Source organism: Mesorhizobium sp. L-8-10, from assembly GCF_016756635.1.
Taxonomy (GTDB): Bacteria; Pseudomonadota; Alphaproteobacteria; order Rhizobiales; family Rhizobiaceae.
Genome location: NZ_AP023263.1, coordinates 6,237,599 through 6,262,574, shown reverse-complemented (window position 1 = coordinate 6,262,574; position 24,976 = coordinate 6,237,599). Strand labels below are relative to the sequence as shown.

Genomic DNA, 24,976 nt, shown 5'->3' with positions numbered 1-24,976 from the left:
CCCAAGTTTGTCAATTCCCCCGCCACCGGACCGGTGCGGCGGCTAGGAGTGCGGCGAATCCCGCGGACCGGTCAAAACCGCACCGCGCGGCCCGACTGCCGGCTATTTGTTTCTCGGGTCGTCGTCCGGATTGACATAGGTCAGCGTCCAGGGACCCGTACTGTTGAGCTGGATGACGGTACCGTCATCCGCGTAGGCGAAATGCGCCACGCCCGGCGAGAGCGCAAGGAAACCGCCGGCAGGCAAGACCCGGGCTCCGTCATGGTCGGCTGTTTCTCCCATCCCCAGGCGGAACGTTCCGGTGATGACGGTCACGATCTCCGGCTTCGGATGGGTGTGCGGCGGAATATGATAACCCGCCGGGAGCTTCAGCCGCAGCGCAAACAGACCGTCTTCACCTGGGTTGCCATAGAGCACAGCGGCTTCCGCCCCGGGCGGAAGGGCTGCAGGTCCGGGCGCCCACGCGATCTGGTCCGGCAGGGCTACCTTGCCCTCCATTGCGTCGTCTTCGCCGCGCAGGTCAGCCGGAAGGGCTACGGCAACTACGCAGGTGGCTGCGGCGACGATCGGGAAAATGCGGATGTGATTCACGGCGACATCCTCCATGGTCTTGGTCCGCTTTTCAGGACAAAACCGTACCAGGGGTCGATGCCGATGCACTCGGCCTCCACACCTCTTTGGACTGGTCAAGACCGCACACGTTGAATTCGTGGTATGATATTGACGATGGCGTTGCCCCGGAATGATCGATACGCCGTATTCCTTGCCCGATCCGCCTGAGACGGGGGGCTCCGTTCATGAATGCATTGCTGGACGTGCTGTGCACAATGCGCCTGAGCGGCGGCATATTCCTCGACTGTGATTTCACCGACCCCTGGTGTGTGACCGCCTCGGCGATCGGACCTGACGAGGTCGGCCTGCTGGGGATGTCGTTTCCCTCTCACGTGATTGCGTATCACTACATCACGCAGGGTTGCCTGCTCCTGCAGATAGCCGGACAGGAGCCGATAAAGATCACGGCCGGCGAGATCGTGGTTTTTCCGACCAATGGCGGCCACATGCTCGGCAGCGACCTGAGCCTCCCCCCGGTTAGCGCGAAGCAATTGGTCCTGCCTCCCACAAATGGGAAAGTGGCGCGCATCGACTACGGCGGCGGCGGCGCATTATGCCATATCATGTGCGGTTTTCTGGGCACCGACATGCCGAACGATCCGATCATCAAGCTATTGCCCAATGTGCTCAAACTCCCGGTAGAAGAAGGTGCTTCCAGCGACTGGATCGCAAGCTCGCTCCGGTTCGCCGCGAAGGAGACGGCAGCAGGGCGCGTCAACTCGCCGTCGATCCTGGCCCAGCTTGCGGAATGCTTGTTCATGGAGGCGGTTCACCGCTACGTGGAGACGCTGCCGCAGGTCCAGCGCGGATGGCTTGCCGGCCTGCGCGATCCGGCAATCGGCCGGGCGCTCGCGCGGCTTCACGCCAGCAGGGAGCATCGATGGACGGTCGAGGAACTCGCGCGGGAAATGGGGCTGTCCCGCTCTGCCTTTGCGGACAGGTTCACTCGCCTGATTGGCGAACCGCCGATGCGCTATCTGGCCAGGCAGCGCATCCAATTTGCGGCACAGCGGCTGCGGACGTCACATGAGTCCATCGTGAGGATTGCGCTCGAGTCTGGCTACCAGTCCGAGGCGGCATTCACGCGCGCGTTCAAGCGCGAGATCGGGATGCCGCCGGCTGTATGGCGCGGACGGTACCCCGAGGCACCTGGGATATGAATCACTGGGGCCGCATGAACCTTGCGGGCGCCAAAGGGTCCCCGATAGGGTGCGGGACGCCGGGAACTTGTCGAAGGACGGTGAAAAGGTCGAAAGCGCGTCCTTCCCGATCGCTTGTCCGAACGTCTCGATATGGCGCTGACCGCTCGTTCCGGTCAAAGAGACGTATGGCCGGAAACCAGCCCCGGGGCGCTCCGATTCCGAGCGTCGGATTCTCGTCTGCTTGCCGTATCGATCAGGCGGCGTAGCGCCGGATGAAAGCAGGGAAGGATCTCCTCGTATCGGCTGCTGTTTCCGCAACTCCGCGTTCAGTCCTGACTCAGGTTGCCGCGGTCATTGCTCGAGGCTGCGCAACCTCGCCTTCACCTCCAGGAAGTCGCGCCAGGCGAGCTTCTTGTGGGCGGGGTTGCGCAGGAGATAGGCCGGATGCAGGGTCGGCATGGCGGGTATGGCGACGCCCGAGGCGGTGGTGTGGACACGCCAGTTGCCCCGCAGCCGCAGGATGTTCTCGGTCGTGTTCAGCAGCGTCTTGGAGGAAGGGGCGCCGAGATTGACCAGCACCTTCGGGCCTACGAGCTCGATCTGGCGCTCGATGAAGGGCCGGCAGATCTCGGTCTCGTGCGGGGTCGGCGTCCGGTTGCCGGGCGGTCTCCAGGGAATGACGTTGGCGATGTAGGCCGAGCCGCGATCGAGGCCGATAGCGGCGAGCATGCGGTCGAGCAACTGTCCCGACCTGCCGACGAAAGGAAGGCCCTCCAGATCCTCGTCCCGTCCCGGAGCTTCGCCGACGAACATCACCGCCGCCTTCGGGTTGCCGTCGGCAAAGACCAGGTTCTTTGCGGTGAACTTCAGGTTGCAGCCGTCGAAGCCGGCCAGGATCTCCTGCAATTCCGCGAGCGTGGAGGCACTGCGGGCAAGCTCGCGAGCCCTGGCTGCCTGCGCCTCGTCGGGCACGGCTGCGGCCGGGCGGCGCAGATCGACCTGCGCGGCGGGCGCCACCTTGCTGCCGGTTTCCCGCGTCCGCTCCTCCTGTTCCGGGCGGGCGGCCTGCCGGCGCGGCGGTTCGGCGAAGCGGTTCACGGCGACCTCGTCCAGCGCCTCGTCGACGCCGGCATCGGCGAGGAAACGCAAGACCTCACGCAGGCTGGCCTGTATGTCGTCTATTCGCGGGGTCATCATGAGCCTCTATCCATTCCTGCGTCGCAGATCGGGCTGATGTTTTCAAGGTCAGGATGAGGGGATGCGCGGATCCTGCAGCAGATAGAACTGGCTGCGCGGCGTGAAGTCGGTGATCAGGAAGCTGAAGCCCGCCGTCGCCAGCGGATCCACCTTGCCGTCGCGGAAGCGCAACCTGTCGTAAGGCTCGAAGTTGCGGCTGAACTGGGCGAAGCTGTCGGACGATATGTTGTCGCTGTCGGAGCGGCGCTGGTCGAAGGAAAGGCCATCGCCGAACACGCTGGGCTGGAGATAGAGCTCCTGCAACTCGAATTCGAACTCCACCCAGGCCTGGCCGCTGTTGTTGACCACCACGACGCGCATATGCATGAAGCCGCTCGCGAAGGCGCCGGACTGGTCGAAGGGCCGGATCGGCGCCGCCGCGCGGATCACCATGATCGCCGGGCTGGAGGAAGTGAATTCCTGCCTGACCACGAACGGGTCCTCCTTGCGCCCGCTTCCGCTGACGCCGAGGATACGAAGTCCGCCGAGTTCGTCCGAAAAGGAATAAGCGCCGGCGCGCCAGATGTGGGCTTTTCCCCTGATGTTCCCCGGGGCGGCCGGATATGCGGCGAGAAGGGGCAGGGCCATGGCGGCCCAGCACGCAAAAGTTCGAAAACCACGAAACAGCCGCAACATCGCCTGCCTGCGCTTTCCGGCCGGACGTCGCCTGGCTGATGAAGCCGGGCGAAATCCGGCGCAAGAAGAGCAGGCTAGAATATTGGAGGCCTTTGGTCACGCGCCACGTCCTGCATCGCAGTGCATTGACGTTTACGTAAATGTTGGTTACCCGATATTGCTGTGCACAACAGCGCATCCACCTGATGAATTGTCGCATGGCCTATGCGGTTTCGCAGGATGCGTGTTTGGTTTATGCAGCATCGTGGTCGATCTGCAAGGGCGGAGGAATTGATGAGCGAAATCGAACGCGAGAGCATGGAGTTCGACGTCGTGATCGTTGGCGCGGGGCCTGCCGGTCTTGCAGCGGCGATCCGATTGAAGCAGGTCAATCCCGAGCTTTCCGTGGTCGTTCTGGAAAAGGGCTCCGAGGTCGGCGCGCATATTCTGTCGGGCGCGGTCGTCGATCCGGTCGGCATTGATCGGCTGCTGCCGGACTGGCGCGCCGAGGAGGGCCATCCGTTCAAGACGCCGGTCACCGACGACCACTTCCTGGTGCTCGGACCGGCCGGCTCGTTCCGCCTGCCCAACTTCCTGATGCCGCCGCTGATGAACAATCACGGCAACTACATCGTTTCGCTCGGCAATGTCTGCCGCTGGCTGGCCGGCCATGCCGAGGCGCTCGGCGTCGAGGTCTATCCGGGCTTCGCTGCCGCCGACCTGATCTATGACGAGAACGGCGCCGTCACGGGCGTCGTGACCGGCGACATGGGCGTCGAGCGCGACGGCTCGCACGGGCCGGCCTTCGCGCCGGGCATGGCGCTGATGGGCAAATATGTGCTCATAGGCGAAGGCGTGCGCGGTTCGCTCGCCAAGCAGTTGATCGCCCGCTTCAGGCTCGGCGAGGGGCGCGAGCCGCAGAAGTTCGGCATCGGGCTGAAGGAACTGTGGCAGGTCAAGCCGGAGAACCACCGGCCGGGGCTTGTCCAGCACTCGTTCGGCTGGCCGCTCGGCACGGGCACTGGCGGCGGCTCGTTCCTCTACCATCTGGAGGACAACCAGGTGGCGGTCGGCTTCGTCGTGCATCTGAACTACAAGAACCCCTATCTGTCGCCGTTCGAGGAGTTCCAGCGCTTCAAGACGCATCCGGCGATCCGCGGCACCTTCGAGGGCGCCAAGCGCATCTCCTATGGCGCGCGCGCCATCACGGAGGGCGGCTGGCAGTCGGTGCCGAAGCTCGCCTTTCCGGGCGGGGCGCTGATCGGCTGCTCGGCCGGCTTTGTCAACGTGCCGCGCATCAAGGGCTCGCACAATGCAGTGCTGTCGGGCATGCTGGCGGCCGAGCATGTGGCGGCGGCGATCGCCGAGGGGCGCGCGCATGATGAGCTTGCCGGCTACGAAGCGGCCTGGCGGGCGAGCGACATCGGCAAGGATCTGAAGAAGGTGCGCAACGTCAAGCCTCTGTGGTCGCGGCTGGGCCTGTTCGGCGTGGCTGTCGGGGGGCTCGACATGTGGCTCAACACGCTTTTCGGCTTCTCGCCGTTCGGCACGCTGAAGCACGGCAAGCCGGACTATGCCGCGCTGGAGCCGGCCGCGAACCACAAGAAGATCGACTATCCCAAGCCGGACGGCGTTCTGACCTTCGACCGGCTGTCGTCGGTGTTCCTCTCGAACACCAACCACGAGGAGAACCAGCCGATCCATCTCCAGGTCAAGGACCTGGAACTGGAGAAGCGTTCCGAACACGACGTCTTCGCCGGACCGTCGACACGCTACTGCCCGGCCGGGGTCTACGAATGGGTGGATGCCGACGGCAATGCCGCGGCCGACCGCATGGGCATCGACGTGCGCTTCGTGATCAACGCGCAGAACTGCGTGCACTGCAAGACCTGCGACATCAAGGACCCCAACCAGAACATCAACTGGGTGCCGCCGCAGGGCGGGGAAGGGCCCGTCTACCCCAATATGTGAGGCGTCCATTCCGCGGCCACGAAAACGCCTCTCATGCCAGCGGCACTGGATGCCTGGTTGCGCGCGAACGGGCGTGGGCCACGCAGTCGGGCGCTCCAACGGTCGATCTCATCGACCGTTGGAATCACATCCCATCGGCGTAGAGCGGCCGCTTTGGCGGCGCGAAACTGTGTGCTATATTGAAACGTCAGCCCTGATGTGTTGTGCTCGGCACGAGCGTGGAGGGCTTTGAGATGCACGTTCTCAGCATCGCCTGTGTGGCTGCCGCCTGCGTCCTCGCCGCCGGTCCGGCCATTGCCGATGTCCGGGTCAGCGTCAAGACGACCAACTACGACATCACCGGAAAGACGGGCACTGCGCTTCTTCAGTCGATGGATCGACGAGGACCAAGGCGTGGCCTGCTCACCCGCGCGATCGCCCAGACTGGCTATACCGTCAGTTGGGAGGTCGAATGGGATATGCGCGGCGACGTCTGCCGCGTCAAGAACGCCACGGCCCAACTTGCGATCACCTACACCTTTCCCCGTGTCGTCAACGACCTTTCGCCCGACCTGAAGCGCCGTTGGGCCCGGTTCATGCAGGGTGTCCGCAAGCATGAGGAAAGGCACGGCACAATCGCCAGGCAGATGGTGAACGCCGCCGAGCGGGCGGTGTCGGGCCTTTCGATGCGGAACGATCCCCGCTGCCGGAAGAGCCAGGCCGAGGTGAAGCGCCGGGTCGACGCGATCTATGCCGACTATGAGCAACGCCAGATCCGTTACGACGCGTTGGAACACCGCGCCGGCGGCACTGTCGACAGGCTGGTCATCGCGCTCGCGAGGAGGGGCTGACGGTCCCGGCGTATCGCTGCGCTTGAAATCTGGGGTTCCAAATGCCCCACTTCCGCCGGGAACCGGGCGGAGTGAATGCGTCCCTTCCGGAACGCGGCCGCGGGGCATATGGCCGCCGCGGCGGGTGCGGGCGCCGCGCAAGGCAAGCCATCATCCAGGAAAAGAAACGGTATTACGCGGTCCGGGGCGAAACCGGCGCGGAGGTCCTGACGGAGAAGGGAAAGCCCACTCAGCGTCCAAAGCCGTCGCGGTCCACGCCCGCGAAGCGCGGTCATCCTTGAGAACGGTGGTGGAGCGAGGCTCCTCCCGCGGCTTCGGGTCGACGAGCGTGAACTCGGCCAGAAGCGGGGCATGGTCGGAGCCGACATCGTCCAGGATGCGCACCGACCGGACGGCGATGTCGCCCTTGCTGAACACGTGGTCGATCGGCAGTCCGACCCATTGCCGCCATGATATCGGCACGTTCCGGTAAAGCCACGTGGGCGTCGACCCGCTGACATGCTGCAAGCCGCCGGCCTCGGCGATGCGGGCGACGGCATGGCTCCAGGGCGTGGCGTTGAGATCGCCGGCGAGCAGCGTCGTGCCGTGAAGATCCGACAAGGCCGCTGCCAAACCGTCGATCTGCTTCGGCTGGCTGCTGGGCCAGGGCCAACTCAAGTGGAGCGCGGCGACCGTGACGTCCCCAGCGCCGAAGTCGATCCGTGCGGTCGCCATATCTCCCTCGTCGCTGCATGTGCCGGTCTCGCCCGCCGCAAAGGGGCGCCGTGACAGCAGCGCCACGGCGCCAACCTTGCTCTCGGCGTCGCATAGAACGCGGTGGGGATAGGCGGCCGCGATGCGATCGAGATGCCCGACCCACTGCTCCGACACTTCGTTGAGCGTGACCACGTCGGGCTGGCTGCGCCCGATGAGCGACAGAACCTTCTCCGGCGTGGCATTGTCGAAACGCAGATTGATCTGCAGGAGGCGGTAGACGGCGCGACCGTCCGGTGCAGGATCGACCGCGGCATTGACCGTGCCCAGGCCGGGCAGCCCGGCCCCGTGGGAGAGTGTCGCGAAGGTCGCAGCGGCGAGCACGATCGACATCGCCGCTTCCTTCCGGTAGCCGAGGAACAGGGCAGGCAGGGCCGCCACCGCTACCGCGACGGCCAGATGCGCCCTGAAATGCGCCATGGAATCGAAGGCCGGATGCCAGGCCCCGAAGAAGCCCGCCACCAGAGGAAACGACAGCGCGAGCGGCAAGGCGAGGGCGGCCAGCCTGACAATTCCCGTGACGCGCGCTTTTTCCATGGCGGATCAGGTGCCCGACGATTGCGGCCCAATCAAGATGACGGAGCCCCTCCGTGCTACTGGAACGCGGTCTCGGAGAAGCTCCGAAGCTTGCGCGAATGGAGCCTCTCCGGCGGCATTTCCGCAAGTTTCTCGACAGCCCGGATACCGATCGTCAGATGCTGCGCGACCTGCCGCTTGTAGAACTCGGTCGCCATGCCGGGCAGCTTCAATTCTCCGTGCAGCGGCTTGTCGGAAACACAGAGCAGCGTGCCGTAGGGCACCCGGAAGCGGAAGCCATTGGCGGCAATCGTGGCCGATTCCATGTCGAGCGCGATGGCCCGCGATTGCGACAGGCGTTGAACCGGACCGCGTTGCTCGCGTAGCTCCCAGTTGCGGTTGTCGATGGTGGCGACCGTGCCGGTGCGCATGATGCGCTTGAGGTCATAGCCGGAAAGTCCGGTGACCTCGGCGACCGCCTCTTGAAGGGCGACCTGGACCTCGGCCAGCGGCGGGATCGGAACCCACACCGGCAGGTCGTCGTCCAGCACATGGTCCTCGCGCACATAGGCATGGGCGAGCACGTAGTCTCCGAGCGCCTGGCTGTTGCGCAGGCCGGCGCAGTGGCCGAGCATCAGCCAGGCATGAGGCCTGAGTACCGCGATATGGTCGGTAATGGTCTTGGCGTTGGACGGACCGACGCCGATATTGACCATGGTGATGCCGCCGTGGCCGGGCTTTGTCAGGTGGTAGGCCGGCATCTGCGGCAGGCGCGGTGGGCTTCCGCCGTCGCTCGGCGCCGTGTCGCCCGCCCGCGTGACGAGGTTGCCCGGCTCGATGAAGGCCGAATAGCCGCCGCCGCCTTGCGCCATCAGATCGCGGGCATGGGCGCAGAACTCGTCGACATAGAACTGGTAGTTGGTGAACAGGACGAAGTTCTGGAAGTGGCGGGGGCTCGTCGCCGTGTAGTGCGACAGCCGATGAAGCGAGTAGTCGATGCGCTGCGCCGTGAACGGGGCGAGCGGCAGCGGCTCGCCTGGGATCGGCTCGAAGGTGCCATTGGCAATGAGATCGTCCGTGCCGTTAAGGTCGGGCACGTCGAACATGTCCCGAAGCGGGCGCCTGATGTTGTCGGCTATGGAGCCGTCGACATAGGTGCCCTCGACGAAGGCGAAGTGGACGGGGATCGGGGTTTCCGACTCCGACACTGTCACCGGCACGCCGTGGTTGCGCATGATCACGCGCAACTGGTCGACGAGGTAGTTCTCGAAGAGATCCGGCCGGGTGATGGTGGTCGAGTAGTGGCCGGGGGAGGGCATGTGGCCATAGGCCAGGCGGCTGTCGACTTGCGCGAAGGACGAGGTCGACACGCTGATTTCCGGATAGAAGGCGCGGAAACGCCTGCTATTGTCGCGGCCCTCGCCGAGCTGCTTGAAAGAATCCCGCAGGAATGCGGTGTTGCGGTCATATAATATCTTCAGCGTCGCGACGGCCTGCCGCGCATCGGTGAAGCTCTGCCGGGCAAACGGCTCCGGCGTGGCGATCGATTCGATCGGTTGTGGGTAGATTCGCTTTTCCATGACCCATTATAGGGATTCGGATCGGCCTGCGGGAGGGGGCTCCCCGTGATTCGGGGACGCAGGGGCCGCTCTTGCCGCCCTTCTCAGGCCCGTTGCAGGCTGACCAGCAGCACTAGGCCGGCGCCCATCTTCTTCTGCGACGGCGCCTCGATGGTGATGCGGTCGCCGGCGTTGACCTTCGGCACCATCAGGGCCGGAGCCGCGACGAGCGTCGCCAGGAGCGCTGAGCGGGCCAGAAGGCGGAGGATCCCGGTCAGGGTGTTCATCGTCGTTGCCTCGTTCATCTCGGTTCAGTTCCTCGCCGGCGGGGCGCAGACGAGCCCTTGTTCCATCACGCAAGGGACGATCATGCCGATCTCCCAGGACCGTGCCTTCCGGCTCGTCTCCGCCACCAGGATCGACAGCAGGATGCCGAACAGGGCCATCAGCAGGCAGACGATCGTGAAGCGGCGGGCGAGCATCGGACATCCCTTCGTTCAGTTTCGAAGCCAGAATGCATCCCCCGCGCTGAACCATTGCTGAGAGCGGCGTTCATCCGGCGTTCAAGAAACTTGACAGCAGGGTCAATATTCCCGGCTTGCGTTGCACCGGCACGGAACTATCTGTTGTCGGCGACCAATTACCGGAGATGTGCCGATGACCACCCAGTCGAAGCCGATCGAGCTCTATTACTGGCCCACGCCGAACGGCTGGAAGATCACCATCATGCTCGAGGAACTGGCCGTTCCCTACGAGGTGAAATACGTCAATATCGGGCGCGGCGAACAGTTCGAGCCGTCATTCCTGAAGATCGCGCCGAACAACCGCATGCCCGCCATCATCGATCCGGAAGGTCCCGGCGGCGAGCCGATCTCGATTTTCGAATCCGGCGCCATCCTGCAATATCTCGGGCGCAAGTTCGGCAGGTTCTACGGCACGGACGAACGCTCGCGCACCGAGATCGACCAGTGGCTGTTCTGGCAGATGGGCGGGCTCGGGCCGATGGCCGGCCAGGCGCATCATTTCCGGCAATATGCACCCGAGAAGATCCCATATGCGATCGACCGCTACACCAACGAGGTGAACCGGCTCTACGGCGTCATGAACAGGCGGCTCGCGGACCATCCCTATCTGGCCGGCGACTACTCGATCGCCGACATGGCTTCCTATGGCTGGGTGCGGCCGTACAAGAACCAGGGCCAGGACCTGGAGGACTTTCCGAACCTGAAGCGCTGGTTCGAGGCCATCAGCGCTCGGCCGGCCGTGATCGAGGCGGTTGAGATCGGCCAGGAATATCGGCGCAATCTCGCCGACGACAAGGAGGCCCAGAAGGTGCTGTTCGGGCAGCGCGCCCGGGCCTGAGGCGCACGGACTGAGCCCTCACCCGACCGGTGCCGGCCGGGTGAGGGAGTGGGGCGCTAGAGCTTTGACCAGGTCTGGCCTTTGCAGATGAGGCCGCCGAGCACGCAGCCCTTCATGTTGAGCGACGCCCCCGACAAAGTCGCCTTGCCGGAATAGGTCTTGTCGTCCGCGGGATCGGTGATCTCGCCGCTGTATTTGTTGCTGCCGCTGGCCTGCATCTTGCCGATGCGCTTGCCGGCGAACTTGCCCGATTTCAAAGTGATGCAGAACGCGCCGCCGCAATTCGCGATCGCCGCGGTCTCGCCGCTTGAAGTCTTCCAGTTTCCCTCGATAGGGTCGGCATAGGCGGTGCCGGCCAGAAGCATGGTCGCCGCGACGGCCAGGCTCAGTTTCCGAAACATGACGTCCTCCCATTGGTTGCCTGCGGCGGGCCTCGCTCTTCGCCGCTTCCGTTTACGCAAACGTAAGCTAGTCCAGCCCGTGCCGAAGCGGAAGCGGTGCCGTAGGGGAAGATGCGCGATATTTCACGGAAACCCCGCAGCCTGGAAAGTCGCGCTCCAGCCATATCTTAGTCGTCGTCAGCCTCTTTCGTGGTTAGCGAAGGCTTTCGCCGGGCGCATCGGATTTTTCTCGAATCTTTCGGAAAAGCGAGGAAAGCCGGGGCCCCTTATCCTTAACGAACTCTCTCGTTTACTTATTGTTTTAGCTTTGTTTTCCTCAAATTAAGCAAGCCATTTAACGGCGAATTCAAGCGTTCGGCGCATTCTCGGAAGCATCGAAAGGGCGGCTCGACGGCAACGCGGGACAGGCTCTCAGGAGACGAGACAGGGGACTGGAAATGGCACGTTTCGAAATGCTTGAAGCTGGATTTGGCGCCATGGGCTCGACGGCACAGGCCGACATCCTCTTGGAACTGGGCATGATGTATGCGACCGGGCGCGACTGCGCGACCGACCTCGTCGCCGCCCACAAGTGGTTCAACATCGCCGCGATCAAGGGTTCGGCCCGCGCAGCCGAGCTGCGGTCGGAACTGTCGGCGACGATGTCGAAGACCGAGATCGCCCGCGCTCTTCGCGAAGCGCGTGAATGGATGACGATGCACTGATCGGCGCCGGGCGACCGATCGGGAACTGAACGAGTTCAAACAGGGATGCCTTCCGGAAAAGAGCGCGGATAGCGCCGGACCGGATGGCCGAGGCGAGAAAGGGCGGGGGCCCAGTGAAAGGCCGCGACCGGCGAGAACAGGCCGGCGCGGCCTTTCCGCGTTCGAGGTTGCCTTCCGCGCCCGCCTGCCGCGTTCGGCAGCTATCACAACGGGGCCGCACTGATCCCGGGCCGCGGAGTGGTCGCGGCGGCGCTCCAGACCGGCAAACCGACCCAGGCGATGATCGGCCGATCATCTTCGACGAGAAGGGCGACAGCGCCAGCTACGACATCAACGTCTGGCGCGACGGCATATACGGCAAGGTGCGGGAATGGGCGCGCCCCCGGGTGACGTCCCAACAAAATGGCCGGGCCGTCTCCGGCCATTTTGTTGCCGGGCCGCCTGGCTCCGCCACATCTCAGCTTTGGTCCGCAATCTCGGCGAACCGCACCAGCACCGTGCCGTCGGTGACCTGGGCGCCTTCGGCGGCGATGGCCTCGACGGTGCCGTCGTGAGGCGCGGCGATGGTGTGCTCCATCTTCATCGCCTCGAGCACCAGCAGGGGCTGGCCCTTCTTCACAGCCTCGCCGGCTTCGGCGCGCACGACCTTCACCAGGCCGGGCATCGGAGCGCGCAGGCTGTCGCCTCCGCCCGCGTCCTCCTCCGAGCGCGACAAAAGATCGGTCACGGAAAAGGTGTAGGCCCGGTGATCGTCGAATACGGTGACATGGCCCGGCCATGCGACCGCCCGGGTATCTTCCGGCGACAGGGAGAGCGACTGCTTGAGGCCGTCGACGGCGATGTCGAAGCGGCCGCTCGGCCGCGCCGCGACGGCCGCGCTCACCGTGTGGTCGGCCAAGCTCAGCTTCACCGTGCGCGCCACCTGATGGAAATGCGCATAGCCCGCGAGGCTCGACCAGGGATCGGGCGAGGCGGGCACGGCAGCCCCGGATGCGGCGAAGGCGGCAATTGCGATCGCCCGTTCGCTCGGCGCCTCGCGCTCCGTCAACCCGTCCTGCTTGCGCCCGATCAGGCCGGTGTCGACGTCGCCCGCGGCGAAGTCGCCGTCGCGGGCCAGCGCTGACAGGAAGGCGATGTTGGTGACCGAACCGGCGATCTCCGTCTCGGTCAGCGCTATGTCGAGCGCCTTCAACGCCGACGGCCGGTCGCGCCCGTGGACGACCAGCTTGGCGATCATCGGGTCGTAATAGGGCGAGATCGCATCGCCGCTTCTGACGCCGGTCTCGATGCGCATCGCGGCACTCGCGGGCGCGGCTTCCGGAAAGCGCAGGTGGTGCAGCGTCCCCGTCGCCGGCAGGAAACCGCGCGCGGGGTCCTCGGCATAGATGCGCGCCTCGAAGGCGTGGCCGTCCAGCTTGATCTCGCTTTGGCCTCGCGGCAGCTTCTCGCCCGCTGCAACGCGCAACTGCCATTCCACGAGGTCGATGCCGGTGACCATCTCGGTGACCGGATGCTCGACCTGCAGGCGCGTGTTCATCTCCATGAACCAGAAGCGGTCGGGCCTGAGCCCCTCGGAGGCGTCGACGATGAACTCGATCGTTCCCGCGCCGGAATATCTGATGGCCTTCGCCGCCTTCACTGCGGCCTCTGTCATGGCCTTGCGCAGTTCCGCCGTCATGCCGGGGGCAGGGGCCTCCTCGATCACCTTCTGGTGGCGCCGCTGCGCCGAGCAGTCGCGCTCGTAAAGATGCACGGCATTGCCGAAATTGTCGCCGAACACCTGCACCTCGATGTGACGCGGCTTGTCGACATATTTTTCCACCAGCACCCGGTCGTCGCCGAAGGCGGCCTTGGCCTCACGCTTGGCGCCTGCGAGCGCGTCGGCGAAATCGTCGGGGGTTTCAACCCGCCGCATGCCCTTGCCGCCGCCGCCCGCTCGCGCCTTGATCAGCACGGGATAGCCGATCTCCCTGGCCTTGCCGGCGAGCAGCACCAACCCCTGGTCATCGCCGTGATAGCCGGGCACGACGGGCACGCCGGCCTTCTCCATCAGCCGCTTCGCCGCGTCCTTGAGCCCCATGGCGCGGATCGACGCGGCAGAGGGGCCGATGAAGACCAGCCCCGCCGCCTCGACAGCCTCGACGAATTCAGGATTCTCCGACAGGAAGCCGTAGCCCGGATGGATGGCCTCGGCACCGGTCGCCAGCGCCGCCGCGACGATCCTGTCGGTCCTCAGATAACTCTCGCCGACAGGCGAGGGGCCGATATGGACGGCCTCGTCGGCCTGGGCGACGTGGAGCGAACGCGCATCGGCATCCGAATAGACCGCGACGGTCTTGATGCCGAGCAGCCTCGCGGTGCGGATCACGCGGACGGCGATCTCGCCGCGATTGGCGATCAGGATCTTCGAAAACATCAGCCCATCTCTTTCAGCGCCGCTATCTCGGCAGCATGGCGTTCTGTGGTTGCCGCGTCGAAGCCGACGAAGACGACACGTTCGGGTGTCGCGTTCTCTCCCAGGAAGGCCGCGACCGTGCGGACCGCGATCGTCGCTGCCTCGTCCTTGGGGTAGCCATAGACGCCGGTCGAGATCGCCGGGAAGGCGACCGAGGCGCAGCCATGATCGCGCGCGAGCTCGAGCGAACGGCGATAGCAGGAGGCGAGCTGCCCGGCCTCGCCCGCGCCGCCGCCATGCCAGACCGGTCCGACTGTGTGGATGACATGCCTGGCCGGCAGCCTGTAACCGGCGGTGATCTTGGCGTCGCCGGTCTTGCAGCCTCGGAGGGTGCGGCATTCAGTCAACAACTCGGGGCCAGCGGCGCGATGGATGGCGCCGTCGACGCCCCCACCGCCGAGCAGCGAACTGTTGGCGGCGTTGACGATGGCATCGACCTCGAGCTTGGTGATGTCGCCAGTCACGGCCTGCATTCGGTCCTTTGCCATGGCCTACATCCTGAACACGCCGAACTTCGTTTCGGGCACCGGCGCGTTGAGCGCGGCCGAGAGCGACAGGGCCAGCACCTCGCGGGTCCTGGCCGGGTCGATGATGCCGTCGTCCCAGAGCCGGGCGGAGGAATAGAGCGGGTGACCCTCGCGCTCGTATTTTTCGAGGATCGGCGCGCGGAACTCGGCCTCTTCTTCCCTGGACCAGTTCCCGCCCTTGCGCTCTATGCCCTCGCGCTTGACCATGGCGAGCACGGTGGCGGCCTGCTCGCCGCCCATCACCGAGATGCGGGCATTGGGCCACATCCAGAGAAAGCGGGGCGAATAGGCGCGGCCGCACATGCCGTAATTGCCGGCGCCGAAGGAGCCGCCGATGATCATCGTCACTTTCGGCACCTGGGCCGTCGCGACGGCCGTGACCAGCTTGGCGCCGTCCTTGGCGATGCCGCCCGCCTCATATTTGCGGCCGACCATGAAGCCAGTGATGTTCTGCAGGAAGACCAGAGGGATCCGGCGCTGGCAGCAGAGCTCGATGAAATGGGCGCCCTTCAGGGCGCTTTCGGAGAACAGCACGCCGTTGTTGGCGATGATGCCGACCGGCATGCCGTGAATATGGGCGAAACCGGTGACCAACGTGGTGCCGTAGTTCTGCTTGAACTCGTCAAGCTCCGAGCCGTCGACCACGCGCGCGATCACCTCGCGTACGTCGTAGGGCTGGCGCAGGTCGGCGGGGATCACGCCGTAGATCTCGTCTCCCGCATAGAGCGGCGCGTCGGGCGACCTGAGATCGAGGCCGATCGTCTTCTTGCGATTGAGGTTCTTGACGATGCGCCGGGTGATGGCGAGCGCCTGCTCGTCGTCATATGCGTAGTGGTCGGCGACCCCGGATTCGCGGGTGTGGAGGTCCGCGCCGCCGAGTTCCTCTGCCGTCACGTCCTCGCCGGTCGCCGCCTTCACCAGCGGCGGGCCGCCGAGGAAGATCGTCGCCTGCTTGCGCACCATGATGGTCTCGTCCGACATCGCCGGCACATAGGCGCCGCCCGCGGTGCACGACCCCATGACGCAGGCGATCTGCGGGATGCCGGCCGCGCTCATATTGGCCTGGTTGTAGAAGATGCGTCCGAAATGCTCGCGATCGGGAAACACTTCGTCCTGGTTGGGCAGGTTGGCGCCGCCGGAATCGACGAGATAGACGCAAGGCAGATTGTTCTGCAGCGCGATCTCCTGGGCGCGAAGATGCTTCTTCACCGTCAGAGGATAATAGGTGCCGCCCTTCACCGTGGCGTCATTGATCACCACCATGACCTCGCGGCCCTCGACCCTGCCGATCCCGGCGATCATGCCGGCCGAGGCGATATCGCCGCCATACATGTCCCAGGCGGCGAACTGGCCGATCTCGAGGAAAGGCGAGCCGGTGTCGAGCAACTGCGCCAGCCGCTGGCGCGGCAGGAGCTTGCCGCGCGCGACATGGCGGTCGCGCGCATCCTCGGGGCCACCGCGTTCGATCGTCGAAGCCTTGGCGCCGATGTCGGCGACCAGCGCCCTCATGCGGTCCGCATTGGCCTTGAAGGTGTCGGAAAGGGGGGAGAGCTGGGTGTGGAGGGTGGCCATATGAGTTCGTTCTCAGATCCCTTGGTGCCGCAACGGCCTTTATGCTTGTCGGTTCGGAGCAGTGAAGCCAGCGGATCGCCGCCACCTCCGGTCGAACTATATCGCGAAAAGAACCGGCGCGCTGCCGGTCCGCTCGCGCCGCGACTTCAGATTGCTTCCGCCATGATCTCCCGGCCGATCAGCCAGCGCCGGATCTCGCTGGTGCCGGCGCCGATCTCGTAGAGCTTGGCGTCGCGGAGAAAGCGTCCGGTCGGATAGTCGTTGATGTAGCCGTTGCCGCCGAGCAGCTGGATCGCGTCGAGCGCCATGCGCGTCGCCTTTTCGGCGGCGTAGAGCACGCAGCCGGCCGAATCCTTGCGTGTGGTCTCGCCCCTGTCGCAGGCTGCCGCGACGGCATAGACATAGGCGCGGCAGGCATTCATCGTCGAATACATATCGGCGAGCTTGCCCTGGACGAGCTGGAATTCGCCGATCGGCTGGCCGAACTGCTTGCGCTCGTGCACATAGGGAACGACGGTGTCCATGCAGGCGGCCATGATGCCGACCGGGCCGGCCGCGAGCGTGACGCGCTCGTAGTCCAGGCCGGACATCAGCACCTCGACGCCGCGTCCCTCCTCGTGGAGGACGTTCTCGAAGGGAACCTGGACATTGTCGAAAACCAGCTCGCCGGTGTTGGAGCCGCGCATGCCGAGCTTGTCGAGCTTCTGGGCCACCGAGAAGCCGCTCATCTGCTTCTCGACGATGAAGGCGGTGATGCCACGGGAGTTCCGCTCCGGGTCGGTCTTGGCATAGACGACCATCGTGTCGGCATCAGGCCCGTTGGTGATCCACATCTTGGTGCCGTTGAGCAGGAAATGATCGTTGCGCTTCTCCGCTCTCAGCCGCATCGACACCACATCGGAGCCGGAGCCCGATTCCGACATGGCCAGAGCGCCGACATGGTCGCCCGTGCAGAGATCGGGCAGATAGCGGGCCTTCTGTTCCTGCGTGCCCCAGCGATTGATCTGGTTCACGCACAGATTGGAATGGGCGCCGTAGGACAGGCCGACGGAGGCGGAAGCGCGGCTGATCTCCTCGATCGCCACGACCTGTGCCAGATAGCCCATGCCGGAACCTCCATGTTCCGGATCGGCGGTGATGCCGAGCAGGCCGAGCTGGCCGAGTTCTTTCCACAGATGCGGCGGAAACTCGTTCGAGCCGTCGATGTCGGCAGCGAGCGGGGCGATCTTTTCCTGGGCGAAGCGTCGCACCATGTCGCGCAGCGCCTCGATGTCTTCGCCGAGCCCGAAGTTAAGCGAGTGCGTGTACATTTTTCTTCTCACTTGAAATGGCCGCGCCGGTGAGGCGCATCGTCATTGAAAGATAGGTTCCCGCGACCTCTTCGACAGACAGGCGCTCGTCCGGCCTGAACCACACGATGACGCCGGTGATCATCTGGATGATCGCCATGGCGGTCAGGCCGATGTCGTCGATGAGGAAGTCGCCGCTGCGGGCTCCCTCGCGCAGGATGGCGCGCAGCTCCTTCTCGTAGCTCGCGCGCAACCGCAGGATATGCGTGAGCCGCTCCGGCGACAGGCTGCGCAGTTCCAGATTGGAGACGTGGGTGGCGTGACGGCGCGTGACATGGAAGCGGATGTGATGGTCGACGAAGGCGGCGAGTTGCGCGACCGGGCCTTCTGCATCGGCACCGGCGGTGTTCCAGCCCGATATCAGCGCCTCCATGTGTTCCCGCATCAGCGTGAACAGCAGGTCTTCCTTGGTCGGGAAATAACGGTAGAGGGCAGCGGCCTGGACGCCGACCTCGGCGGCAAGCTGGCGCATCGAAACCGCCTCGTAGCCGTAGCGGGCAATCAGATTGACTGCAGCCTCGCGCAGCGCCGCTTCCGTCTTCTCTCCGTCCGAACCCGTGGTCCGCGCCATGGATCATCCTCCCGTTGCGCGCCTTAATAAAACAAGCGTTCAATTAATTCAAGAGGGCTGCAGGTCGTTTGACCGCCGGTGCTCGGAATCTCAGACGACCAGGAAATGGCCCGGTGCAAGCAGCAGGTTGGCCGAGATGGTCGCGAAATGGGTCGAGCCGCCGGCTGCGCTGCCGTTGGGGTCGTAGAACAGCTTGCCAGTCTTGACGTCGAGGATGATGCGATCGTCGGCGTCGTGGGCAAGGCCGGTCTCGTTCGCCCAATATTTGGTCGGATCAAGCGCTCCCCGCGCCGTTCCCAGTCCTGCCATCACGGCATTGTCGAGCAGGATCCCGTCGTTGCTTGCATCGAAATCGAGGATCGTGTCGACATTGTTGGCGCCATTGAGAGCGGCTTCGAAGACGAAGCCGTCCCTTCCTGCTCCGCCGACAAGGACGTCCTTGCCGAGGCCGCCGCTCAGATAGTCGTCGCCCGCGCCGCCTTCGAGCCGGTTGGCGGCGTTGTTTCCCGTGATGACATTGGCGAGACCGTTGCCTTTGCCGATGGTTGCAGAGGTGCCGGTCAGTACCAGATTCTCCACATTGGCCGACAGCGTGTGGCTCACGAGGGAACGCACTGTGTCCTTGCCGCCCGACGCCGCCTCGACGACGGTGTCGCCGGCGCCGATGAAATAGGTGTCGTCGCCGCCAAGACCCTTGAGCTGGTTCGATCTGGTATTGCGGCTGCCGTCGAGCAGGTTCGACAGGTTGTTGCCGATGCCGGCGATAGACGCCGTTCCCGTGAGGACCAGGTTCTCGACATTGGCGGACAGCGTATGGCCGACGAAGGCGAAGACCGTGTCGTTGCCGCCGCCGGCGGCCTCGATCACGCTGTCGCCGGCACCGACGAAATAGGTGTCGTTGCCGCCGAGACCCCGGAGCTGATTGGCCCTGGCGTTCTGGGAGCCATCGATCGTGTTGGCGAGATTGTTGCCGGTGGCGCTCGCTATTCCCGACCCGATAAGCGTGAGGCTCTCGACATTGGCCGACAATGTGTGGCTGACGAAGGAGCGCACGGTATCGTTGCCGCCATTGGCCGCCTCGACAACCGTGTCGCCTGTGCCGACGACGTAGATGTCGTTGCCGCCTAGCCCTTTCAGCGTGTTGGCCTTGGAATTCTGCGCCCCGTCGATCACATTGGCGAGGTTGTTGCCGGTTCCGGTGAGGGCAAGAGAGCCGATCAGCAGGAGGTTCTCGACATTGGCCGACAGAACGTGGCTGACCAGTGAACGTACGGTGTCGTTGCCTGCGGATGCGGCTTCGACGACCGTGTCGCCGACGCCGATGAAATAGGTGTCGTCGCCGGCGAGGCCCCGCAGCACATTGGCCCTGTTGTTCAAGGTGCCGTCGATGACATTGGCGAGGTTGTTCCCGGTGCCGTTGATCGCCGCGGAACCGAGCAGCGTGAGGTTCTCGACATTGGCCGACAAGGTGATACCGACCATGGACCCGACAGTATCGGTGCCGCCGCCGGCCGCTTCGACGACGGTGTCGCCGGCGCCGAGCACATAACTGTCGTTGCCGCCGAGGCCCTTGAGCACATTGGCCCTCGCATTCTGCGAGCCGTCGATGGTGTTGGCGAGGTTGTTTCCTGTACCGCTGACAACGGCCGTACCCACCAGGACCAGGTTCTCGACATTGGCTGCGAGCGTATGGTTGACGAAGGTGCGCACCGTATCCTTGCCGCCGCCCGCCGCTTCGACGACCGTGTCGCCTGCACCGATGATGTAGGTGTCGTCGCCCGCAAGCCCCCTGAGCACATTGGCCCTGGAATTCTGGGAGCCGTCGATCGTGTTGGCAAGATTGTTGCCTGTGCCGTTGATGATGCCGGTGCCGGTGAGAATCAGATTCTCGACATTTGTCGAAAGCGTATGGCCGACGAGCGAACGCACAGTGTCGTTGCCGGCGGACGCGTCCTCGACAACCGTGTCGCCTGCGCCGATGACGTAGGTGTCGTCGCCTGCGAGGCCTCTGAGGACATTGGCCCTGGCGTTCTGAGAGCCGTCGATCGTGTTGGCGAGATTGTTGCCGGCACCATTGATGATGCCGGATCCGAGCAGAACCAGATTCTCGACATTGGCCGAGAGCGTGTGCCCGACGAAGGAGCGCACGGTATCGTTGCCGCCGTTCGCCGCTTCGACCACCGTGTCGCCCGCGCCGATGAAATAGGTGTCGTCGCCGGCCAGCCCTCTCAGCACATTGGCCCTGACGTTCAGTGAGCCGTCGATCGTATTGGCGACGTTGTTGCCAGTGCCGTCGATAACAGCCGATCCGAGCAGCGTCAGGTTCTCGACATTGGCCGGCAGGGTGAAGGTGACATAAGTGCCGACGGCGTCGTTACCGGCGCCGGCCGCCTCGACGACGGTGTCGCTGGCGCCGACCACATAGGCATCGTCGCCGGCGAAGCCGTAGAGCGCGTTGGCCTTGCTGTTCTGCGAACCGTCGAGCCTGTTGGCGAGGACGTTGCCGGCGCCGTTAATGGCAGCCGTGCCGACCAGGACGAGGTTTTCGACATTGGCCGACAGCGTATGGCCGACAAGCGCGCGCACCGTGTCGTTGCCGCCGTTCGCGGCCTCCACGACGATATCGCCTGCGCCGATGAGATAGGTGTCGTCGCCACCGAGTCCGGTCAGCACGTTGGCCTTGACGTTGCGCGACCCGTCGATGGTGTTGGCGAGACTGTTGCCGGTGCCGTTGATGAGGGCCGATCCGAGCAGAGCGAGGTTCTCGACATTGGCCGGCAGCGTGAAGGTGACATGGCTGCCGACGATGTCGTTGCCGCCGCCTGGCACCTCGACGACCGTGTCGCCCGCGCCGACGATATAGGTGTCGTTGCCGCCGAGGCCGGTCAACACATTCGCCTTCGTGTTCTGGTATCCGTCGATGATGTTGGCAAGACCGTTGCCGGTGCCCTTGATCGCCGCCGTTCCAAGCAGCGTCAGGTTTTCGATTGCCGCATATCCGACAAGGCTTCGGTCGATGGTGGAACTGATCGTGTCGATGCCGCTGCTGTCGATAACGGTGTCGTTCTCCGCGCCCAGGACATAGAGGTCGTTGCCGGCGCCGCCTTCGAGACGGTCCGAGCCGCTCCCGCCCACCAGCGTGTCATTGCCCGCCCCGCCCAACAGGATGTCGTCGCCGATGCTGCCGAACAGCACATCGTTCCCCGCCGTTCCTTGAAGAGTGTCGCTCCCGTCGACGCCGGTGACCGTGATGGTTACGGTTGCCGTGTCTCCGCCCGATATCGTGTAGGTGAAAGTGTCGGTGGCCGTCAGATTGCTCGCGCCCGAACCGGGCTGGGCGAGATCGAATGCGCCGTTGGGGGTGTAGGTGAATGTTCCGTTGCTGTTGAGCGTGAGCAAGGCACCCGAAGGCAGCGCGAACGACGTGTTCACCCTTGCAGTCTGGCCGTTGACCGCGATCACGCTGCCGGGATCGACGTCAGGACTGCCGCCTGCGCCATTGGCGTTGAAGACATTGCCGTTGAGCACGGCGTTTTCGAGCATGCTCAGCACGTCGTCGATCGCCGTCGGCATGAAACGCACCTCTCCGTCTTGTCCTGCCCGCCCATCGCAACCACGCAAATCCGCCTGGGCGACCGAGCGCCGGGTCCAGGAGAGAGACCGTCAGGATGCGCATGATTTCAATTTGCGATTGTCGCAAACGGGTGAGAGCGGAACAACGAATCCGAAAGACCGATGGGGGGCAGGGTCGGGCTACGCCCGGAAGCGAGGCGTCATCCGTCGATGTTGGTACGGATTTCGCGTGGACGTGCATCAATGGCCTGGCGCGAACGAAGGCCGCCCCGAACGGATCGGAGCGGCCGCCAGATGCGTTTGAAATGGGCGACGTCAGGCCTGCTGGATTGCCGACAGTTTCCAGTCGGCGCCGTTCTGCCTGACAAATGTCCACAGTTCCGTCGCCTCGGTCGCCTGGTCGGCGTCGCCATCCACGACCTTGCCGGTGGCGCGGTCGAGCGTGACGTCCCGCGATTCGTAGTGCATCGCGGCCGTGGCATATTCAGCGCTGCCTTCGCGCCAGGCTTCGGCAATGTCGGCCTGGAGCAGCGCGACATCTGACACGTCGTTTCGCACGCCGTTCTTGGCGTTGTCGGCGAGTTCTTCCGACAGAAAGGAGACCATCTCGGGCGTCGCGAACCGGCGGAGCGCGGCGTGGTCCTCCCGGCCGAAGGCGCCCTGAACCTCGGACAGAAGGCGTTCGAACGTGTCGAGGTCGTCCTGGGTCAGCCCGATCTCGTCGGCCGAGTGCGACGGGGAGGCGCCGTTCGAACGGCCGCCGCCGATGCGGCCGAAGGATGGGGCGGCAGGGGGCTGTTGCGGCGCCGCTTCGCGGTGGGCGAAATTACCCATGCCGCGGCCGGCCATGGCGGGCGCCGGCGCCTGCTGCGAGCGGAACAGACGCAAGAGCAACAAGACGGCCCCACCGATCAAAAGCACCTGAAGCAGGAAGCCGAACATGCCGGCCAGTCCGCCGAATCCATGGCCGAGCAGCAGCCCGATCAGCCCGCCGAGCGCCAGGCCGCGTAGCAGCGAGCCGCCGAAGCCGTTGAAGAAACCGGGACGTTGCGCGCTGGGCTGGACCTGCCGGGGCGCGTTCTGCTGGCCGGTGTTCGGCGTCATCGAACGTTCCATCGGCGCGGTCTGCTGCGGGGCGGTACGGGTCGGCGGCGCCGACTGGAAAGTGCGCGTACCGCGGCTGCCGAAGCTGCCGCCGCGCCTCGCGTCGGCATGATCGGTTGCGACCATCGAAAAAGCGAGGAACAGACCGGCGAACAAGGCCGCAAATCGGGTCGTCCTGGATTTCAGCATCGGCGGGCAGGTCCTCGTGGGGTTCGTTGTCGGCCCTCATATAGGAGCGGCAGCCCAGCTTTTCAGCGATTGATCCGAAGTTCGCAAGCGAATTTCGAATAAGGCTTTGGCTGCCGTGCCAAGGCCCCCGAAGAGGCCAGCCAGGTGAGGCGTGGACGAAGCCACGCAAGCCTGCCTAGCGGACGACGAGAACCGGAACGGTGCTATGGGTCAGCACTTCCAGTGTCTGGCTGCCGAGCAGCAGCCTGCCGAGGCCTCGCCGGCCATGCGATGCCATGACGATCAGGCCGGCGCCGATCCTGGGTGCGGCTTCCACGATGGCGTCAGCGGCGAACCTGCCGGGAATATGGAGCGTTGCCGCCTCTACACCCGCCTTGTCGGCATCGGCCTTCGCCGCCGCCAATATCCGGTCGGCGAACTCCTTGCGGCCCGCTTCGTACTGGTCGATGTCGATCGGTACGGGAATGTGGCCGGTGAGCGTAGCGGTCCCGTCGATCGGCACGGGGTCGGTGACGGTCACGATCGTGACCTTGGCGCCGATCCGCTTGGCCAGCGCCAGGCCATGCCTGAGGCCTTTCTGCGCGAGTTCGGAACCGTCCGTCGTGATGAGGATGCGTTCGTACACGGCCGTCTCCTTCGTGATGCGCAGGACCGAAACAAAGCAGACGCAATCGACGGCGACAAGCGGCAAGTCGGAGGCACCGTCATTGGGGCAGCCATGAACCTTCGGTGTTCAGTCCATCAGCCACCGGAAGGCGCGACGCAGTTCCTCGACGGCGTCCCTTTCGTACCATCGGCCATGGGCAAGGATGACGCGGTCCGGCTGCCAGCCGATCATCGTACCGACAGCCTGACGCAACTCTTCCCTTTGCCTGGAAAAGGTGAGGCGCATGTCGCGAGGCATCTGGCCGTCGGGATCGAGCACGCCGCCGGCCCATGCCAGCCAGCGAGCTCCGTAGCCGAGCCTTTCGGGCTCGAAGTTCTCGATCAGATCGGTCAGCACCAGCGTACGGCTGGCGCGATGGAAGAACACGAACTCGGTCATGTAGCTGCCGGCCACGGGCAGGGTGGCGATAGCGTCATCCCATGGATGGCCGGTCGCGCCCTTCAGTTCGTCCGTCGGGAAATCGATGTGATCGCCCGCCTGTTCCCTTATCCGCGGCGCGAGAAAGACGGCTGCCCCGGGATAGGTGTTTCTCCATTCCGGAATCCACCAGTAATGGATGCGGTTCGGACCGACGATCCAGGCCGGGTTCCCCAAACCGTCCATCTCGGTCTTCAATTGCGGCGCGAGTGTCGTTGGGGAGTGGACGAACAGGGCGTTGCCCGCGAGCCGGATCACCGTCATCCGTGTCGGGAAGCTCATTTTCAGCATCGGCGGACCGAAGCGGATGGCGGGTCCGTCGACGATCCAGATATCCTGCGCGACCGGCTTCAGCGTGTTCAGAGGTGGATAGACGACGTGATCGGTGTCGCTCATTTCAGCTCCTCGGAGGCGTGTGAGCCGAGCAAGGTTACCATCGCGTGCCCCTATCGGACACGCTCAGGCGCTGGGCGCGTTGTGGCCGATCAAGGAGGATGAGCAAGCGGGCTAGCCGATAATGGTAAATCCGGCGGGTTCGTCCCGAAGCCGGGCCTCGCTGGTGACGACACCGGAAACCGAAGCGCCCGGCGGTCCCGTGCGAAGACGCTCGACCATCGCGGCGAGCGTCTTGGCTGGGCCGATGAGGAGGGCGGTCACCGATCCGTCCGGCTCGTTGCGGACCCAACCGGACAACCGGAGCTCGCGGGCTTCGGTCCACGCCCAGGCACGAAAACCCACTCCCTGCACCTTGCCGGTGATGCTGGCCAGCATCGCCTCGCGGTCGTCCGTCATGGCGTGTCTCCCATCATGTAGACGCTAATCTGGCGCGACGCCTGCCAAAGGCAAGTCGG

24 protein-coding genes are annotated in these 24,976 nt (G+C 64.8%); 6 read left to right on the top strand and 18 right to left on the bottom strand.

Translation table 11 applies throughout. From position 1 onward, the window contains the following. Positions 1-102: 102 nt before the first annotated feature. Positions 103-606 (bottom strand): cupin domain-containing protein, encoded by a 504-nt coding sequence (locus tag JN280_RS29325; RefSeq protein WP_202307531.1) that lies wholly within the window; start codon positions 604-606, stop codon positions 103-105. Between the two features lie 191 nt (positions 607-797). On the opposite strand from JN280_RS29325, the gene JN280_RS29320 reads away from it, so the two are divergent. After that, positions 798-1,772 (top strand): AraC family transcriptional regulator, encoded by a 975-nt coding sequence (locus JN280_RS29320; RefSeq protein ID WP_202307530.1) that lies wholly within the window; start codon positions 798-800, stop codon positions 1,770-1,772. A 333-nt stretch (positions 1,773-2,105) separates the two neighbouring features. Here JN280_RS29320 and JN280_RS29315 read toward each other — a convergent pair whose 3' ends face one another. Together JN280_RS29315 and JN280_RS29310 are read right to left on the bottom strand one after the other, a co-directional pair. Beyond that, complete coding sequence (locus JN280_RS29315; protein ID WP_202315098.1) at positions 2,106-2,948, bottom strand: uracil-DNA glycosylase; 843 nt, start codon at positions 2,946-2,948, stop codon at positions 2,106-2,108. Between the two features lie 51 nt (positions 2,949-2,999). Continuing rightward, positions 3,000-3,578 (bottom strand): hypothetical protein, encoded by a 579-nt coding sequence (locus JN280_RS29310; RefSeq protein WP_244742224.1) that lies wholly within the window; start codon positions 3,576-3,578, stop codon positions 3,000-3,002. On the opposite strand from JN280_RS29310, the gene JN280_RS29305 reads away from it, so the two are divergent. The 3 genes from JN280_RS29305 to JN280_RS29295 all read left to right on the top strand — a co-directional run bounded on the left by JN280_RS29305 (position 3,577) and on the right by JN280_RS29295 (position 6,406). Beyond that, entirely contained in the window at positions 3,577-3,900 is a 324-nt protein-coding gene (locus JN280_RS29305; protein ID WP_202307528.1) for a hypothetical protein, read from the top strand. The two genes, JN280_RS29310 and JN280_RS29305, sit on opposite strands and share 2 nt — an antisense overlap. Continuing rightward, the gene (locus JN280_RS29300) at positions 3,900-5,576 is read left to right on the top strand and encodes an electron transfer flavoprotein-ubiquinone oxidoreductase (RefSeq protein ID WP_202307526.1); all 1,677 of its coding nucleotides are present in this window, start codon (positions 3,900-3,902) and stop codon (positions 5,574-5,576) included. Before JN280_RS29305 ends, JN280_RS29300 begins: the two co-directional genes overlap by 1 nt. Before the next feature lie 233 nt (positions 5,577-5,809). Further along, a complete protein-coding gene (locus JN280_RS29295) occupies positions 5,810-6,406 on the top strand; it encodes a DUF922 domain-containing protein (protein ID WP_202307524.1) in 597 nt (198 codons plus the stop codon). 150 nt (positions 6,407-6,556) lie between these two features. Here JN280_RS29295 and JN280_RS29290 read toward each other — a convergent pair whose 3' ends face one another. The 4 genes from JN280_RS29290 to JN280_RS29275 all read right to left on the bottom strand — a co-directional run bounded on the left by JN280_RS29290 (position 6,557) and on the right by JN280_RS29275 (position 9,716). Beyond that, positions 6,557-7,696, bottom strand: a complete 1,140-nt coding sequence (locus JN280_RS29290; protein WP_202307522.1) for an endonuclease/exonuclease/phosphatase family protein — start codon at positions 7,694-7,696, stop codon at positions 6,557-6,559. Between the two features lie 56 nt (positions 7,697-7,752). After that, positions 7,753-9,255 (bottom strand): AMP nucleosidase, encoded by a 1,503-nt coding sequence (locus JN280_RS29285; protein WP_202307521.1) that lies wholly within the window; start codon positions 9,253-9,255, stop codon positions 7,753-7,755. Between the two features lie 83 nt (positions 9,256-9,338). Further along, positions 9,339-9,539: a hypothetical protein gene (locus JN280_RS29280; protein WP_244742221.1), complete on the bottom strand. Its 201-nt coding sequence runs from the start codon at positions 9,537-9,539 to the stop codon at positions 9,339-9,341. Positions 9,540-9,545: 6 nt separating this feature from the next. Then, positions 9,546-9,716 (bottom strand): hypothetical protein, encoded by a 171-nt coding sequence (locus JN280_RS29275; RefSeq protein ID WP_202307520.1) that lies wholly within the window; start codon positions 9,714-9,716, stop codon positions 9,546-9,548. A gap of 175 nt (positions 9,717-9,891) precedes the next feature. On the opposite strand from JN280_RS29275, the gene JN280_RS29270 reads away from it, so the two are divergent. Next, positions 9,892-10,596: a glutathione S-transferase N-terminal domain-containing protein gene (locus JN280_RS29270; protein WP_202307519.1), complete on the top strand. Its 705-nt coding sequence runs from the start codon at positions 9,892-9,894 to the stop codon at positions 10,594-10,596. Positions 10,597-10,652: 56 nt separating this feature from the next. Here the strand turns inward: JN280_RS29270 and JN280_RS29265 are convergent, their stop codons facing one another. Then, complete coding sequence (locus JN280_RS29265; protein ID WP_202307518.1) at positions 10,653-10,997, bottom strand: DUF2147 domain-containing protein; 345 nt, start codon at positions 10,995-10,997, stop codon at positions 10,653-10,655. 437 nt (positions 10,998-11,434) lie between these two features. Here JN280_RS29265 and JN280_RS29260 point away from each other — a divergent pair, with 437 nt between their 5' ends. Further along, positions 11,435-11,701 carry a sel1 repeat family protein gene (locus JN280_RS29260; protein ID WP_202307517.1) on the top strand — a complete coding sequence of 89 codons (267 nt, stop codon included), beginning with the start codon at positions 11,435-11,437 and terminating at the stop codon, positions 11,699-11,701. A 457-nt stretch (positions 11,702-12,158) separates the two neighbouring features. On the opposite strand, the gene JN280_RS29255 is transcribed toward JN280_RS29260, so the two are convergent. From JN280_RS29255 to JN280_RS29210, 10 genes are all read right to left on the bottom strand, one after another. Continuing rightward, entirely contained in the window at positions 12,159-14,117 is a 1,959-nt protein-coding gene (locus JN280_RS29255) for an acetyl-CoA carboxylase biotin carboxylase subunit (protein ID WP_202307516.1), read from the bottom strand. Next, positions 14,117-14,644 carry an O-acetyl-ADP-ribose deacetylase gene (locus JN280_RS29250; RefSeq protein ID WP_202307515.1) on the bottom strand — a complete coding sequence of 176 codons (528 nt, stop codon included), beginning with the start codon at positions 14,642-14,644 and terminating at the stop codon, positions 14,117-14,119. Before JN280_RS29250 ends, JN280_RS29255 begins: the two co-directional genes overlap by 1 nt. Before the next feature lie 3 nt (positions 14,645-14,647). Next, positions 14,648-16,255 carry a carboxyl transferase domain-containing protein gene (locus tag JN280_RS29245; protein WP_202307513.1) on the bottom strand — a complete coding sequence of 536 codons (1,608 nt, stop codon included), beginning with the start codon at positions 16,253-16,255 and terminating at the stop codon, positions 14,648-14,650. Positions 16,256-16,401: 146 nt separating this feature from the next. Beyond that, complete coding sequence (locus JN280_RS29240; RefSeq protein ID WP_202307511.1) at positions 16,402-17,565, bottom strand: isovaleryl-CoA dehydrogenase; 1,164 nt, start codon at positions 17,563-17,565, stop codon at positions 16,402-16,404. Next, the gene (locus JN280_RS29235; protein WP_202307510.1) at positions 17,546-18,175 is read right to left on the bottom strand and encodes a TetR/AcrR family transcriptional regulator; all 630 of its coding nucleotides are present in this window, start codon (positions 18,173-18,175) and stop codon (positions 17,546-17,548) included. The genes JN280_RS29240 and JN280_RS29235 overlap by 20 nt, the downstream gene beginning before the upstream one ends. Before the next feature lie 90 nt (positions 18,176-18,265). Next, positions 18,266-21,748: a beta strand repeat-containing protein gene (locus JN280_RS29230; protein WP_202307509.1), complete on the bottom strand. Its 3,483-nt coding sequence runs from the start codon at positions 21,746-21,748 to the stop codon at positions 18,266-18,268. Positions 21,749-22,063: 315 nt separating this feature from the next. After that, positions 22,064-23,041 carry a Tim44 domain-containing protein gene (locus JN280_RS29225; RefSeq protein WP_202307508.1) on the bottom strand — a complete coding sequence of 326 codons (978 nt, stop codon included), beginning with the start codon at positions 23,039-23,041 and terminating at the stop codon, positions 22,064-22,066. A gap of 175 nt (positions 23,042-23,216) precedes the next feature. Continuing rightward, positions 23,217-23,666, bottom strand: a complete 450-nt coding sequence (locus tag JN280_RS29220) for a universal stress protein (RefSeq protein ID WP_202307507.1) — start codon at positions 23,664-23,666, stop codon at positions 23,217-23,219. A 108-nt stretch (positions 23,667-23,774) separates the two neighbouring features. Beyond that, positions 23,775-24,521: a DUF4336 domain-containing protein gene (locus JN280_RS29215; protein ID WP_202307506.1), complete on the bottom strand. Its 747-nt coding sequence runs from the start codon at positions 24,519-24,521 to the stop codon at positions 23,775-23,777. A gap of 111 nt (positions 24,522-24,632) precedes the next feature. After that, positions 24,633-24,917, bottom strand: coding sequence for an acylphosphatase (locus JN280_RS29210; RefSeq protein WP_202307505.1), 285 nt, complete (start codon positions 24,915-24,917; stop codon positions 24,633-24,635). Between the last annotated feature and the right edge of the window lie 59 nt (positions 24,918-24,976).

What these genes read in the sequence shown, in the direction of transcription:
- JN280_RS29320 (WP_202307530.1), top strand. Translation starts at nt 798, where the DNA reads ATGAATGCATTGCTGGACGTGCTGTGCACAATGCGCCTGAGCGGCGGC.
- JN280_RS29290 (WP_202307522.1), bottom strand. Translation starts at nt 7,696, where the DNA reads ATGGAAAAAGCGCGCGTCACGGGAATTGTCAGGCTGGCCGCCCTCGCC.
- JN280_RS29210 (WP_202307505.1), bottom strand. Translation starts at nt 24,917, where the DNA reads ATGACGGACGACCGCGAGGCGATGCTGGCCAGCATCACCGGCAAGGTG.
- JN280_RS29265 (WP_202307518.1), bottom strand. Translation starts at nt 10,997, where the DNA reads ATGTTTCGGAAACTGAGCCTGGCCGTCGCGGCGACCATGCTTCTGGCC.
- JN280_RS29310 (WP_244742224.1), bottom strand. Translation starts at nt 3,578, where the DNA reads ATGGCCCTGCCCCTTCTCGCCGCATATCCGGCCGCCCCGGGGAACATC.
- JN280_RS29285 (WP_202307521.1), bottom strand. Translation starts at nt 9,255, where the DNA reads ATGGAAAAGCGAATCTACCCACAACCGATCGAATCGATCGCCACGCCG.
- JN280_RS29230 (WP_202307509.1), bottom strand. Translation starts at nt 21,748, where the DNA reads ATGCCGACGGCGATCGACGACGTGCTGAGCATGCTCGAAAACGCCGTG.
- JN280_RS29250 (WP_202307515.1), bottom strand. Translation starts at nt 14,644, where the DNA reads ATGGCAAAGGACCGAATGCAGGCCGTGACTGGCGACATCACCAAGCTC.
- JN280_RS29225 (WP_202307508.1), bottom strand. Translation starts at nt 23,041, where the DNA reads ATGCTGAAATCCAGGACGACCCGATTTGCGGCCTTGTTCGCCGGTCTG.
- JN280_RS29215 (WP_202307506.1), bottom strand. Translation starts at nt 24,521, where the DNA reads ATGAGCGACACCGATCACGTCGTCTATCCACCTCTGAACACGCTGAAG.
- JN280_RS29300 (WP_202307526.1), top strand. Translation starts at nt 3,900, where the DNA reads ATGAGCGAAATCGAACGCGAGAGCATGGAGTTCGACGTCGTGATCGTT.
- JN280_RS29275 (WP_202307520.1), bottom strand. Translation starts at nt 9,716, where the DNA reads ATGCTCGCCCGCCGCTTCACGATCGTCTGCCTGCTGATGGCCCTGTTC.
- JN280_RS29270 (WP_202307519.1), top strand. Translation starts at nt 9,892, where the DNA reads ATGACCACCCAGTCGAAGCCGATCGAGCTCTATTACTGGCCCACGCCG.
- JN280_RS29280 (WP_244742221.1), bottom strand. Translation starts at nt 9,539, where the DNA reads ATGAACGAGGCAACGACGATGAACACCCTGACCGGGATCCTCCGCCTT.
- JN280_RS29305 (WP_202307528.1), top strand. Translation starts at nt 3,577, where the DNA reads ATGGCGGCCCAGCACGCAAAAGTTCGAAAACCACGAAACAGCCGCAAC.
- JN280_RS29295 (WP_202307524.1), top strand. Translation starts at nt 5,810, where the DNA reads ATGCACGTTCTCAGCATCGCCTGTGTGGCTGCCGCCTGCGTCCTCGCC.
- JN280_RS29315 (WP_202315098.1), bottom strand. Translation starts at nt 2,948, where the DNA reads ATGACCCCGCGAATAGACGACATACAGGCCAGCCTGCGTGAGGTCTTG.
- JN280_RS29235 (WP_202307510.1), bottom strand. Translation starts at nt 18,175, where the DNA reads ATGGCGCGGACCACGGGTTCGGACGGAGAGAAGACGGAAGCGGCGCTG.
- JN280_RS29255 (WP_202307516.1), bottom strand. Translation starts at nt 14,117, where the DNA reads ATGTTTTCGAAGATCCTGATCGCCAATCGCGGCGAGATCGCCGTCCGC.
- JN280_RS29325 (WP_202307531.1), bottom strand. Translation starts at nt 606, where the DNA reads ATGGAGGATGTCGCCGTGAATCACATCCGCATTTTCCCGATCGTCGCC.
- JN280_RS29240 (WP_202307511.1), bottom strand. Translation starts at nt 17,565, where the DNA reads ATGTACACGCACTCGCTTAACTTCGGGCTCGGCGAAGACATCGAGGCG.
- JN280_RS29260 (WP_202307517.1), top strand. Translation starts at nt 11,435, where the DNA reads ATGGCACGTTTCGAAATGCTTGAAGCTGGATTTGGCGCCATGGGCTCG.
- JN280_RS29245 (WP_202307513.1), bottom strand. Translation starts at nt 16,255, where the DNA reads ATGGCCACCCTCCACACCCAGCTCTCCCCCCTTTCCGACACCTTCAAG.